This window comes from Paenibacillus residui, assembly GCF_042677205.1.
In the GTDB taxonomy this organism is placed as follows: domain Bacteria; phylum Bacillota; class Bacilli; order Paenibacillales; family NBRC-103111; genus Paenibacillus_L; species Paenibacillus_L residui.
Genome location: NZ_JBHTIU010000039.1, coordinates 297,984 through 311,518, shown reverse-complemented (window position 1 = coordinate 311,518; position 13,535 = coordinate 297,984). Strand labels below are relative to the sequence as shown.

Here is a 13,535-nt window from a genome sequence, read left to right as displayed (position 1 = left end):
AAGCTGATCGATTCGACAGGAGTAAGATTGCTCTCATCCTTTCTAACTGGGCCTATTAGGAATTACTGAATTTCTTCTAATGAGGAAAATCCGTGAGAAAGAATGATCATTCGACTCTCCCGTAATATGATATAATTATAAGCGTGTGTTCTATCGTGAAGTTTCATTGCAAAACAGGAGAGGAGTCTTAATCACATGCGGCATTTTCAAGAGAGCGTGTACCGACTAATCGTAGAAACGTCAACTAACTTGCCGGGGGATGTCCGTCAAGCGATTCGCAAGGCCCGCGAGCTGGAGGATAAAGGGACCCGGGCGGCCTTGTCTCTGTCTACCATTGCCAATAATATTGAAATGGCGGAGTACAATGTTTCCCCTATTTGTCAGGATACGGGGATGCCTACTTTTATTATCCACGTTCCGGTCGGAGCCAATCAGATAGTAATGAAGCAGCAAATTTATGAAGCCGTGAAGCGGGCGACTCAGGACAGCAAGCTGCGTCCGAATTCCGTTGATTCGCTGACCGGAGCGAACAGCGGCGATAATCTCGGGCCGGGAACGCCGGTCATTCATTTCGAGCAATGGGAAAGAGACGATATCGAGATGAAGCTGATCTTGAAGGGCGGCGGCTGCGAGAATAAAAATATTCAATACAGCCTTCCTGCTGAGCTGGAAGGTGTCGGCAAAGCCGGGCGCGATCTGGACGGTATTCGCAAATGTATTATGCATGCCGTTTATCAGGCGCAAGGACAGGGCTGCAGCGCGGGCTTTATCGGCGTGGGCATCGGCGGCGACCGCACGACCGGCTATGAGCTGGCCAAGCAGCAGCTGTTCCGCAGGGTGGATGATGTGAATCCGGTCAAGGAGCTGCGCCAATTAGAAGAGTACGTGATGGAGAATGCAAACAAGCTCGGCATCGGGACGATGGGCTTCGGCGGCGAAGTGACACTGCTCGGATGCAAAATTGGAGTGATGAACCGGCTGCCGGCCAGCTTCTTCGTTTCCGTAGCCTACAACTGCTGGGCTTATCGCCGTCAAGGGGTTATTCTGGATGCCTCTACGGGCGAGATCAAAGAATGGCAATACTCGGCCGGTGAGAAGGTGGATGTGACCTTGGGCGAAGCGGAAAGCGCCGCAGCGGATCAAGGCGGGGAGCGCCGTCAGGTCGTTCTTCAGACGCCCATCACCGAGGAACAAATTCGCGAGCTGCGGGTAGGCGACGTCGTTGTCATTAACGGTCTGATCCATACCGGCCGCGATGCTTTGCACAAGTATCTGATGGATCATGATTCGCCTGTCGATTTGAACGGATCCGTTATTTACCATTGCGGACCGGTTATGCAGAAGGATGAGAACGGCGAGTGGCATGTGAAGGCTGCCGGACCGACAACGAGTATTCGGGAAGAGCCTTATCAAGGGGATATTCTGAAGAAATTCGGAATCCGCGCCGTAATCGGCAAAGGCGGAATGGGGCCGAAGACGCTTAAGGCTCTGCAGGAGCATGGAGCCGTCTACCTCAATGCCATCGGCGGGGCGGCGCAATATTACGCACAATGTCTGAAGAAGGTGGAAGGCGTAGACTTCATGGAGTTCGGTATTCCGGAAGCGATGTGGCACCTGCAGACGGAAGGCTTCGCTGCCATTGTTACGATGGATTCTCATGGAAACAGCCTGCATGCCGACGTGGAGAAAGATTCTCTCGAGAAGCTTGCTCAGTTCAAGGAGCCGGTTTTCAAATAAATGATATTCGAATCTTATTATATTTAAAAAAGGTGGTCGGGCAGAGCGTTCTGTCCGACTTTTTTTCGGATTCTATTTACAGTTGCGGGACACCCGACTTTATTTCTTTACAATTTCTCAACAATCGGATTTGTCGGGTTCGGTGGATTTTCGCGGCAGCTCGGGTTACGATAAAGCTATCTAGTCATGGACAGCCATCTTGCGCGGAGGAACGAAGAGATGAATAAATTCAGAACCCGATTGACGGTTATTTTTATCATTATGATTGGCTTGTCGGTAACGGCAGCGGGAATTCTGGCTGCCAAGCTGCAGGAAAACACCTATATTCAAGCCCAGCGTGAAAATATGGAGAGAGAGCTGCATCTCATCGTGTCGACCTTTGATTGGGTGGCTTCGGGGACGGATGAGGAATTGATACGGCTATACAACGAGCGGATCAGCCAGCTCAAGCAGTCGGCGGATGCCCGGATTACGGTCATTCGGGCGGACGGCCGGGTGTTGGGGGACTCGGATCACGATCCCTTGACCATGGATAACCATCTGGACCGGGAAGAGGTGCAGGAGGCGATCCGATCCGGCTCGGGACATTCTATCCGCTACAGCGATACTTTAGGCCATAATATGCTGTACGTGGTCATTGCGAGCGATGCTTCGGATCAGCCTTTCGGGTATATCCGGATGGCCAGAGATTTGAGCGTTGTCGAATCCTCCCTGCGCAAGCTATGGTTATTCTTGGGCGGCGGTCTGGCCGTATTGTTTCTATTGGCAGGTGTGATCTCCTATCGATTGGCTCATAATATGACCAGACCTTTGGAGAAGATTATCAGGGTAGCGCAGCAAATCTCGCACCGTGATGCCCGATCCCGGGTAACCGTCACCCGCAATGACGAGATTGGAATGCTGGGCCGCGCCATCAACACGATGGCGGACAGTCTGCAGAGGCAGGTTCACCGGATTCAAGAGAATGAAAGCCGCCTGAAGAGCGTTCTGGACAACATGCCGAGCGGGGTGATGATGGCCGATCTAAGCGGCAAAATCGTGCTGTTGAACCGTGCGGTGGAGGATATTCTCGGATTCGCGGCGGAAGAGCTGCGAGGCACGGTATATACCGAAGCCAAGCTGCCGTTCGAGCTGAAGCAGATGATCCGGGAATGCTTGGAAACTCATGACCCGATTCATGATGAAATGATCGTCTATTTTCCAGAGGAGCGGATTTTGGAGGCGAATATCAGTCCGATGGCGCGGAACGACGAAGAATGGTCCGGAATTCTCATCGTGCTGCATAACATGACTGCGGTCCGCAGGCTGGAACGGATGCGGAGCGAATTTGTCGCCAACGTTTCCCATGAATTGAAAACACCGGTCGCCGCGGTCAAAGGCTTTGCCGAAACACTGCTGGCGGGAGCCATGGATGATAAAGAGACGGCCAAGTCGTTCCTGCAGATTATCTATGATGAGAGCGAACGCCTTAACCGGTTGATCGGCGATATTCTCGAATTGTCCAAAATCGAGTCACGACGGATTCCGCTGCAGTTCTCTCCCATTGAGATGGAGCATTTTGTGGAGCAGACTGTTCATGTCGTCAGTGCGGAAGCGGACAAAAGGGGGATTCGCCTCGAATCCTCGGTTCCGCCGAACTTGTTCCTGGAGGCGGATGAAGACAGGCTGAGACAGATCATGATCAATCTTCTGTCTAACGGGATTAATTACACCCCGGAAGGGGGAAGGGTCAGAATAGACGTCGAGCCCGTTGAACAGGAAGAGGGTCCCGAAAGCTATGAACGGGTAAGAATAACGATAAGCGATACCGGAATCGGCATTCCGAAAAAAGACCTTCCCCGCATCTTCGAACGCTTCTACCGGGTAGATAAGGCCCGTTCGAGAAGCTCGGGAGGTACCGGGTTGGGGCTGTCCATTGTCAAGCATTTGGTCGAGCTTCATAAGGGGACGATTTCCGTAGAAAGCGATGCGGGACTTGGCTCCCGGTTTACTATCGAGCTGCCGGTTATTCATGATTCCTGAACCCGGCTTAACAAAACAATGCCGTTCAAGCTATAATGGAATCAGTTGGACGTTTGACGAATGGGGGATGGGTTCTGGAATGACTCATAAAATATTAATCATAGAAGATGAACCCACGCTGGCCAGACTGCTGTCCTACAATCTGTCGCAGGAAGGCTATGAGGTTCAATTGGCGGACCACGGCAGTGAAGGGTTGAGGACAGCGCTGCACGGTTTGCATGATTTGATCGTCCTCGATATTATGCTGCCGGGGATGAACGGCTTCGAAATTTTGTCCAGGCTTCGCCAGCACGGAATTCGTACGCCGATCATCATATTGACCGCCCGCAACGCGGAAGAAGAGGTTGTTCAGGGCCTGAAGTATGGCGCGGACGATTACATTACGAAGCCTTTCGGAGTCGCGGAGCTATTGGCCAGGGTGTCAGCTGTGCTGCGGAGGACCGGGAATGAGGGCTCCGGCGTCAGCCAGGAAAATAACGGGGAGAAGATAATCCGCGTGGGAGAGTTGGCCATCTACCCGGAGAAATATGAGGTGGTCCTGCACGGGGAGCCTATCACCCTTCGTCCGAAGGAATTCGAAGTGCTGCTGTATTTGGTGCAGAGGCCGGGGGTCGTCATTACCCGCGATGATCTGATGAATGCCGTATGGGGCTTCGATTACATCGGAGGACAGCGAACGGTTGACGTCCATGTCAGCTCCTTGCGCAAGAAGCTTGAGATGAATCAGCAATCGGTACAGATTGAATCCATTCGCGGTGTCGGCTATAAATTAGTCGCCCGAAAAGAGAAGACCCACTGAGTATTTCCACACAAAGTACTGACGAACTTCTCCAAGAAGCGAGGCCGATAATAATAGCATAAGTACACTTAATTTACCACGTTATTGGAGAAATGTTCCATTTTTAAACTCCGAATCCGTTGGAGTGCGGACGGAATAAGCTGCGAAGGCATACGTCACTGTATGGGCTTATGTTATGCCCGCAATGGGATGGATCTATTAAGAGATGCAGGCAAGATCATGGTTGAAGGTATTTTTAAATAGAGGAGGCCGTGATGATGCGTAAATTGCGATGGGGTGTACTGGGAACCGGTAAGATTATTTCCAAGGCGGGAGTGGCCATTCACAAGGCCGCGAATAGCGAATGGTTAGGCATAGCCGGACGCCATGCTGAAACGGGGCGGGAGGCCGCGGAGAAATACGGGCTCGAACACCGGTACAACAGCTACCGGGAATTGATCGAAGATCCGGACATTGATGCGGTCTATATTGCTTTATTAAATCATCTACATAAAGAATGGGCGATTGATGCGCTGCAAGCGGGGAAGCACGTGCTGCTGGAGAAGCCGTTCACGCTAAATGCACGGGAAGCGAAGGAAGTCGCCGACACCGCCAAAGCTAACGGAGTGCAGATTATGGAAGCGCATTCTTGGCGATTTCAGGAAGCATATCATGGTGTCAAAGCTTTGCTTGAAGAAGGAGTTATCGGCGATCTCGGAATGATGTGCAGCCATTTCTCATTTATGGCTCCGTCGGACAGCACCCGTTGGGTGCGCGAATGGGGCGGAGGCGCTTTGTATGACATAGGCTGCTATCCGATAGCTTGGAGCCGCTTTCTGATGGGGGCAGAGCCGGAAGCGGTTGAATGTCATATGGTCATGTCTTCTACCGGAGTGGATACCCGTTTTATCGGCACCTTGTATTATCCCGACGGGAGAGTCGCCCATTGCAGCGCTGCCTTCGATATGGCCAACGGCTCCGGCTTCGAGCTGTATGGAACGAGGGGAAGACTATCGTTGAATTCCCGCGTTCAACCGGAGAGCGTCACTCTGACAGCGGAGTATTCCGGTATGGAACGCCAGTGGACTTCGGACAGGATTCAGCCTTATGTCCATCAGGTCCAAGGCTTTGCCGATGCCATATTGAACGGCCGTCCCGTTCCTTATTCCGTCGAGGACGCCATCCAGCAAATGACGATTATGGATGCATTATTTCGTGCCAATGAGGAGCGGACCCGCATTTACCTTAACGATACCGCTAAATGATGTCGGCTTAACAGGAAGCGGCGCGGCGCGTTAATCGATTTGGGAGCACATGCACTTGATACGACACTATAAACTCAAAATAATAAACCGGCCCTGCCGTCAGGCTAAGGCCGGTTTTTCTGCAGTTACTTATTCTTTAGGTTTAAAATGCGGCCCCCAGAGAAACAAGATGATAATAGAAATGACAATCACCAGAGGAGGCGCGATCATGATTAGAAAGAAGTCCATCCCAATCATCCTTTCTTCGAGGTTTTTCCTTGCACATATTTGCTGTCGAACAGAAACAACCGCATGATCAGGAACAACGAAGGAATCAGCAGAACCAATCCGGCAATGAAGGCGACAATCAAGGCAATGGCCATCGTTTCGTTAGTAAATCCGTCGTAAATCGTAATGTACGGATACAACAGGTAAGGCAAGTGGGCCGCCCCGTATCCGAAGAAAGCGAAGGCGTATTGCAGGATGACAAAGATAAATGCCGTTCCATACCTGCGCCCTTTCCACAGAAAGAAGAAAACGACGAGAAAACAAAGGAACGATAGGACGAACATCCACGACAGATCGACCATTCTGTTAAAATGCTCCGGATTGTGTTGGCTGATAAAGAAGAAAACGAACAGGCTGGCAAGTATCGTCGGCATGCTCCAGGCAAGGGCATATTTACGCAGGATGCCGAGAGCGGCATCATCCTTCGCTCTGGAAGCATAATAGGTCAGGAATGTTGCCGAGATATACAAGACGCTGACGATGGCCAGCATCACGACGGCCCATGAATAAGGGCTCAGGAACAGCTTGTTGTACAGGAAAGTAATTTTTCCGTCGACTACGGAGATATAGCCTCCCTCGGAGATCGTCAGCACGGTCGAAAGCGAGGCCGGGATAAGAAGCCCCGTAGCGCCATAGAGAAAGGCGTAAATCCGGCTGTTCCTGGCTCCGTAGGTGCCGAAGGCGTAATAAGATCCGCGAATGGCCAGCAGAATAATCGCGATGCTTCCCGGAAGCAGCAGAGCCGTTCCGAAATAATAAGCCGTGTCCGGGAAAAAACCGATAATGCCAACGAAGAAAAAGACGAGAAACACATTGGTGACTTCCCATACGGGAGATAAATAGCGTTCAATAACCCCTTGGATAATATGCCTCTTGCCCGTAATCATACTGGAATAGCTGAAGAAGCCGGCCCCGAAATCGATGGAAGCCACGATCAGATATCCGAACAAAAAAATCCACAAAACGGTTATCCCTACAACTTCGTAGCTCATTGAAGATAACCTCCTTCTGCCGCGCCCTCCTCCAGCTCTTTCTCAGCCGGGTGGTTGCGGAACAGCTTTCTCAGCACCTTAATGCAGGTTATAGCCAGTACAAGATACAATAAGCTGAACAATATAAGCATAGTTCCTACGTGCTCGGATGTCGTAGCTCCTTCCACCGTTTTCATATATCCTCGCAAGATCCAGGGCTGACGTCCGACTTCCGCGAAGATCCAGCCGAATTCGATAGCCAGGATGGCTAACGGGCCGCTGGCCACGATGAGCCTCAGCAAGGTACGGCGATGCGGGTTCCACGATTTTTTGTACTGCAGAACCATATAAACGCAGGAGATCAAGGCGAGGAAGACGCCGATCATAACCATTCCGTCGAACAAATAGTGAATATAGAGCGGCGGGCGCTCGTCTTCCGGAAAATCGTTCAAGCCGATCACTTCGGTGTTCGGCATGCCATGAGCCAGTATGCTGAGAGCATAAGGAATCTCAATGGCGTATTTGACCTGATTATCTTCCGTGAGAATACCCCCTAATATGAGGGGAGCCTTTTCGATAGTTTCAAAATGCCATTCGGCCGCAGCGAGCTTCTCCGGCTGGTATTTGGCGAGAAATTTACCTGAGAAATCACCGATCACCGCCGTCGAAATGGAGAAAATAAACGCCGCTGTCATCGTCAGATTTAATGCTTTTTTATAGTAGACGTGATCCCGTTTCTTCAACAGGGAGAAAGCCGCTATCGCAGCGAGAATAAAAGCGCTGGTCATATAGGCGGACGACAGGACATGGGAGACCTTAGTCGGTGTGGCCGGATTGAACATGGCCGCCAACGGCTGAATGTCCACAAGCTTGTTGTCTTGAAGCGTAAACCCTTGCGGTGTATTCATGAACGAATTGACGGTCGTGATAAAGAAAGCCGAAGCAGAAGAACCGATGACAACCGGAATGACGAGCAGGAAATGAGTGAAGCGGGATTTGAACCTGTCCCATGTATACAGATAAATTCCTAAGAAAATCGCTTCAAAGAAGAAAGCAAATGTCTCCATGAACAACGGCAAAGAAATAACCTGGCCGGCAACCTGCATGAAGCTCGGCCACAGCAAGCTCAGTTGCAGCCCGATAGCTGTTCCGGTTACAACGCCGATCGCTACCGTAATGACAAATCCCCGGGCCCAGCGTCTGGCAAGTAAAATATAATGGGGGTCCTTGCGGCGGATGCCCGTCCACTCGGCAAGAGCGATCATGAGAGGCACCCCGACGCCGACCGTTGCGAATATAATATGGAAACCGAGTGTTAAAGCCGTAAGAATTCTGCTGTATAAAGCCGGATCATTTGCAAACATGGCGTGAACTCCTTTCTCCCGTCAGGGTCAGAATAATCTTCTCAATAAGGCCAGCAGCATAACGGAAGCGGTGATGATGCACAGTACGATCAGCTTTTTTTCCTGTTTTTTATAATGGTTCATTCGGCTTCTTCCTTTCCATTAGCCAGAATTAATCCTCTTATCTATATATTAAGCTGAAAAGTGTGATCTTTTTCACATATATTGTGAGGAGTTCATGTCAACTTGTTTACAAACTGATGAATATTGCATGGCAGCTTGGTGACACAGGTATTCGGAAGCAGATTGGCAAGTGTCATTGATGCCGGGGAATGTCTTCACTGGAGACGGGTACTTGTCCATAGGCGCAACAGAAATAGTCGGTCGGTTCCACCAGATGTACGGGAACAAGGAAAAGCAAAGAAGCCGGGGGAAACCTTTGGCTTCTTTGCTTTTGTCAGTGCATGCGAAGATTGCAGGCCGTTTATTGACACTCGATTTATAAACGCTTATTCCGAACGTTTTTTGTCGGATTCGTAAATTGTAGGGGTGCCGAAAGGCTGGAACGATGAAATTTCTTCCTCGCCCAATCCAAAGGCCGTTTTACCGGATTTGGATTCCGCATGGGCGCCAAGTCCGTAGGGCATAACGTTTGGCAGTCCTGCGGCCTGCATGTTAGCCTCGTACGGCATGAAATTGGGCAATCCTGCGGCCTGCATGTTAGCCTCGTACGGCATGAAATGGGGCAGTCCTGCGGCCTGCACGTTAGCCTCGTACGGCATGAAATGGGGCAGTCCTGCGGCCTGCATGTTAGCCGAGTAAGGCTTCACATTGGATTGGCCGGCAGCCTGCATGTTAGCGGAGAACGGCATCACATTGGGCTGACCAGTAGCCTGCATGTTAGCGGAGAACGGCATGACATTGGGCTGACCTGCGGCCTGCATATTAGCGGAGAACGGCATGACATTGGGCTGACCTGCGGCCTGCATATTAGCGGAGAACGGCATGACATTGGGCTGACCTGCGGCCTGCATATTAGCGGAGAACGGCATGACATTGGGCTGACCTGCCGCCTGCATGTTAGCGGAGAACGGCATGACATTGGGTTGGCCGGCGGCCTGCATGTTAGCGGAGAACGGCATGATATTGGGCTGGCCGGCGGCCTGCATGTTAGCGGAGAACGGCATCACATTGTGATGGCCGAAATCATCCGGCTCTTGACCATACGGCATTATGGTAGGGGTGTATCCAGGCGCACCATATGTTTCATAGGGCATCGAATAAGGATGGAAGCCTCCCTCTTCGGCAAGGCCATGAAGTCCGGGATAACCCGGGGATTTGGACTTCCCGCCGGTTTGCAGCGGACCGATATTCGGCGCCGCCTGATAAGGCATCACCTGTGCAGGTGCGTTGGACATCGCCGAGTACGGTGCCGTTTGTTCCTTATATAATGTCTCGGTATGCATGCTGTGAAGTTTGGGGATGCCTACGACCTGACCGGCGCTTAAAGTCTGTGAACCTTTAAGATGAGGGTTCATCGTGCTAATGATTTGTGCCGGAACGTTGTAGGTTTCCGCCAGCCTTCCTAAGGTGTCTCCGTCCTCACACATATGCTGAGTGTAGAAGCTTTCATTCCTCTCATCGTCCTCACGGAAAAACGGGAAGAAGAACGGGGTCAGGAAGAAGAATGGAAAGAAGCGGCGCGGAAAAAAGAACGGACTGAAAAACGGGAAAAACTGTCTTTCGTCAAAACCTTGTGTCGTCGATGACTCAAATGAAGCACTCATGAATCGATCCTCCCAATCATTTCTGTTTGTTTTTTAAATATAGGCCATTATATGTGCGAATTCATGAACTGGTTCAATCGCCCGCCCATTTGGGCTTGCCAGAAGATTTTACATTCGCTTAACGAAACGATTGTTTTCCATTAACAAACCGTTGTTACGATGGAATTGTTAAGAACGAAGAGCATTTTTAAAAAGGGAGGACTCATGAATGTTTAAAAAGGTGACGAAAAAAGGTTTAAGCTTGGCTTTATCTGCCGTCCTGGCAGTAGGATTATTGGCCGGATGCGGCGGCAAAGAACCGGCGGGTAACGCGGGAGCGAATCCAAGCCCATCCCCGACGGCAACGGCACAAGCGAATGAGCCGGATAAAAATCCGGAAATCAGCGGCATGGTGACTTCCTCCGGATCAACGGCTCTCCTGCCCCTCGTTAAGCAAGCGGCGGAAGATTTTATGGCGAAGCATGAGAAGGTAACCATCAACGTGACCGGCGGAGGTTCCGGAACCGGAGTCAAGAATGTGGCGGACGGAACGTCGCATATCGGAAATTCGGACGTAGAGGCCGACGAGCAGTATAAAGATATTCTGGTAGATCATATCGTAGCGATCGCTCCGTTCGCACTTATTGTTCATAAGGACGTAACGGTCGACAATTTGACGAAGCAGCAGGCGGCGGACATTTACATGGGGAAAATCACGAACTGGAAGGAAGTTGGCGGGGAGGACAAGCCAATCGTGCTCGTTCACCGTCAGGACAGCTCCGGTTCCCGTAAAATCATTCGCAAGCTGATTCTCGACGGGCAGGAATTTTCCAAAGAGGGAGTTACCCAGGATTCCAGCAAGACGGTCGTAGAAGCGGTTGCTTCGACCGAAGCGTCTATCGGCTATGTTGATACACCTTACTTGAACGATCAGGTCAAGGCTCTGAAAATCGACGGTGTCGCGTTTTCCAAAGAGACTATCAAGGACGGCACCTATAAGCTTTATGGAGAGGAGCACATGTATACGAAAGGACAGCCGGAAGGAGCCACGAAAGCCTTCCTGGATTATATCATGAGCGATGAATTCCAGAATGAAAAGGTGGAGAAGCTTGGATTTCTGCCGGCCAACCTGTTGAAATAATAGCGATCATTCCGAAACTTTCAGGCCAAACGGTTCTTCTCTTGTGAAGGATCGTTTGGCTGTTTTGATGAAGGAGCAATTCCTGTTATGGCAGCCTTTTTTAAAGTTCGGGGCTCCCCGCAAAGTACCGGAATACGCTTCGAAGGCCATGCGTCATTTTGTGGGATATTTTACAGGGCTCCCCGCAAAGTACCCGGAATAAGCTTCGAAGGCTGCGCGTCACTTTGTGGGGGATTATAGGGATACGTTGGAAGCTTTTTTTTATATATTTCATAAAGATTGAAGGGCAGCGGCGAAACAAAGAGAGGGTTGGGGCTCATTTTTACAATGCGTTAACAAAAGCTTGATTCTCCTCTAACATAGTTCCCTTATGATGAAATTACTTGAAAAAAAGATTTGCCGGGACATCTGATCGAGATGTACGAAGGGGGATTATCATTTGGCTTACAAAATAGAGGACAAGTTGGAGGAGGTTAAGTCCGTTGCACCGGAGAGCGGCGGCACGGCTCGCTGGACCCATAACCAGAACAGTAAGGACACGGTGATGAGGTGGCTGTTTATCGTTAGCGCTTCTTTAGTCTCCGTTATCATTTTTTCAATTATATTGTTCGTAGGCTTTCAAGGAACACAGGTGTTTAAAGATGTCTCTTTCGCACAGCTTTTTCTGTCTACGGACTGGAGTCCGTTATCGGATACTCCCAAGTTCGGTATTCTGTCCTTCCTGTTCAGCACCTTGCTGTTGACTCTGCTGTCGGTCATCCTGTCCGTGCCGATTGCCTTGTCAGGAGCGGTGTTCATGGCCAAGATCGCTCCGAAATGGATGAGGGAACTGATGAGGCCGGCAGCCGACTTGTTCGTCGGAATTCCATCGGTCGTATACGGACTGATCGGACTGACGGTGCTCGTTCCTTTCCTGGGCAAAACGTTCGGAGGTGCGGGATACGGTATACTGCCTGCAGCTATTATTCTGGCCGTCATGATCCTTCCTACTATTCTATCCATCTCCGAGGATGCTATCCGCAGCTTGCCGGGCAGGCTGGAAGAGGCGTCCCTGGCGCTGGGAGCCACCCGCTGGCAAACCATCTGGAAGGTGCTGCTTCCCGCAGCCAGGCCGGGGATACTGACTGCCATTATTCTCGGAATGGGGCGGGCTATCGGAGAAACTATGGCTGTCTTCATGGTCATCGGTAACTCGCCTAAAATGCCCGGATCGCTGCTCGATTCCACAACCGTATTGACGACCGCGATTGTAAAAGATATGGGCAACACGTTCTACGGCACGGCCTGGAACAACGCGCTCTATATGATGGCGCTGGTCCTGCTCGTCATTTCCATGCTGCTGATCATCATTATCCGAGTCGTCGCCAAAAGGAGTGAACTGCGTTGAAGCTTAGCAAAACAACCGATCGTATTGCGACCGTCTATTTTTGGGTGATGGGGATCGTGATCGTTGCCATTCTGGCCTGGTTTCTGATTCGGATTCTGGGTGACGGGCTGCCTCATATTTCCTGGAGCTTCGTGACCGGCAAGCCTTCGGAAATGACGGCGGGAGGGGGAGTAGGTCCCCAGTTGTTCAACTCGTTCTACATTCTGTTCCTGTCTCTGGCGTTCTCGCTCCCGATTGGGGTCGGAGCCGGAATATACCTGGCCGTATACGCTAAGAAAAATAAATTTACGGAGCTGGTCCGCATATCCGTCGAGGCACTGTCCTCTGTTCCGTCGATAGTCTTCGGGCTGTTCGGGGCGCTGTTGTTCGTCAGCCTGATGGGTCTGAAATTTTCCATCCTGGCGGGGGCGCTTACCCTGTCGCTGCTGAACCTTCCCGTATTGGTGCGGGTGACGGAGGAAGCCATTCGTTCCGTCCCGGAATCCTACTGGGAAGCCTCGCTGGCGTTAGGCTCCACACGCTGGCAGGCGATCCGCAAGGTGCTTATCCCGGCTTCCCTGCCCGGGCTTATAACCGGGATTACCCTTGTATCGGGCCGGGCGCTTGGGGAAACCGCGTTATTGATCTATACAGCGGGGCTGTCGGTTTCGCGAACCTTTCCCGATTTCAACCCGTTGGTGATGGGGGAAACCTTGGCGCTTCATCTGTGGTATTCCGGTTCCAGCTCGCTCGCTCCGGATGCTAAAGAAATAGCTAAAGCGAGCGCCGCACTGCTCGTAATTATCGTATTGGTATTTAATTTGCTCATAGCCATTCCAAGCCGAATACTGCAAAAAAGGCTGTCAGGAGGGAAATAAC

The 13,535-nt window shown here is 51.1% G+C and carries 11 protein-coding genes; 7 read left to right on the top strand and 4 right to left on the bottom strand.

Going from position 1 to position 13,535, the window contains the following annotated elements:
* Nucleotides 1-195 precede the first annotated feature (195 nt).
* From ACFQ03_RS13450 to ACFQ03_RS13435, 4 genes are all read left to right on the top strand, one after another.
* Nucleotides 196-1,737 (top strand): fumarate hydratase, encoded by a 1,542-nt coding sequence (locus ACFQ03_RS13450; protein ID WP_150959524.1) that lies wholly within the window; start codon nt 196-198, stop codon nt 1,735-1,737.
* A 219-nt stretch (nt 1,738-1,956) separates the two neighbouring features.
* Complete coding sequence (gene pnpS / locus ACFQ03_RS13445) at nt 1,957-3,759, top strand: two-component system histidine kinase PnpS (protein ID WP_144932150.1); 1,803 nt, start codon at nt 1,957-1,959, stop codon at nt 3,757-3,759.
* A gap of 79 nt (nt 3,760-3,838) precedes the next feature.
* Nucleotides 3,839-4,558, top strand: a complete 720-nt coding sequence (locus ACFQ03_RS13440; RefSeq protein ID WP_144932148.1) for a response regulator transcription factor — start codon at nt 3,839-3,841, stop codon at nt 4,556-4,558.
* A 254-nt stretch (nt 4,559-4,812) separates the two neighbouring features.
* Nucleotides 4,813-5,802, top strand: a complete 990-nt coding sequence (locus tag ACFQ03_RS13435) for a Gfo/Idh/MocA family protein (RefSeq protein ID WP_260981922.1) — start codon at nt 4,813-4,815, stop codon at nt 5,800-5,802.
* A 129-nt stretch (nt 5,803-5,931) separates the two neighbouring features.
* On the opposite strand, the gene cydS is transcribed toward ACFQ03_RS13435, so the two are convergent.
* The 4 genes from cydS to ACFQ03_RS13415 all read right to left on the bottom strand — a co-directional run bounded on the left by cydS (nt 5,932) and on the right by ACFQ03_RS13415 (nt 10,170).
* Nucleotides 5,932-6,030: a cytochrome bd oxidase small subunit CydS gene (cydS, locus tag ACFQ03_RS13430; protein ID WP_379288667.1), complete on the bottom strand. Its 99-nt coding sequence runs from the start codon at nt 6,028-6,030 to the stop codon at nt 5,932-5,934.
* Between the two features lie 5 nt (nt 6,031-6,035).
* Nucleotides 6,036-7,061: a cytochrome d ubiquinol oxidase subunit II gene (locus ACFQ03_RS13425; RefSeq protein WP_144932146.1), complete on the bottom strand. Its 1,026-nt coding sequence runs from the start codon at nt 7,059-7,061 to the stop codon at nt 6,036-6,038.
* Nucleotides 7,058-8,404 carry a cytochrome ubiquinol oxidase subunit I gene (locus tag ACFQ03_RS13420; protein ID WP_144932144.1) on the bottom strand — a complete coding sequence of 449 codons (1,347 nt, stop codon included), beginning with the start codon at nt 8,402-8,404 and terminating at the stop codon, nt 7,058-7,060. The genes ACFQ03_RS13425 and ACFQ03_RS13420 overlap by 4 nt, the downstream gene beginning before the upstream one ends.
* Before the next feature lie 488 nt (nt 8,405-8,892).
* Complete coding sequence (locus ACFQ03_RS13415) at nt 8,893-10,170, bottom strand: LysM peptidoglycan-binding domain-containing protein (RefSeq protein ID WP_379288664.1); 1,278 nt, start codon at nt 10,168-10,170, stop codon at nt 8,893-8,895.
* 208 nt (nt 10,171-10,378) lie between these two features.
* Between ACFQ03_RS13415 and ACFQ03_RS13410 the strand changes: the two genes are divergently transcribed.
* From ACFQ03_RS13410 to pstA, 3 genes are all read left to right on the top strand, one after another.
* Complete coding sequence (locus ACFQ03_RS13410) at nt 10,379-11,290, top strand: phosphate ABC transporter substrate-binding protein (RefSeq protein ID WP_379288662.1); 912 nt, start codon at nt 10,379-10,381, stop codon at nt 11,288-11,290.
* A gap of 544 nt (nt 11,291-11,834) precedes the next feature.
* Nucleotides 11,835-12,677, top strand: coding sequence for a phosphate ABC transporter permease subunit PstC (gene pstC / locus ACFQ03_RS13405; RefSeq protein ID WP_144932250.1), 843 nt, complete (start codon nt 11,835-11,837; stop codon nt 12,675-12,677).
* Nucleotides 12,674-13,534, top strand: a complete 861-nt coding sequence (gene pstA / locus ACFQ03_RS13400; protein WP_150959528.1) for a phosphate ABC transporter permease PstA — start codon at nt 12,674-12,676, stop codon at nt 13,532-13,534. Before pstC ends, pstA begins: the two co-directional genes overlap by 4 nt.
* The last annotated feature ends 1 nt before the right edge of the window (nt 13,535 follow it).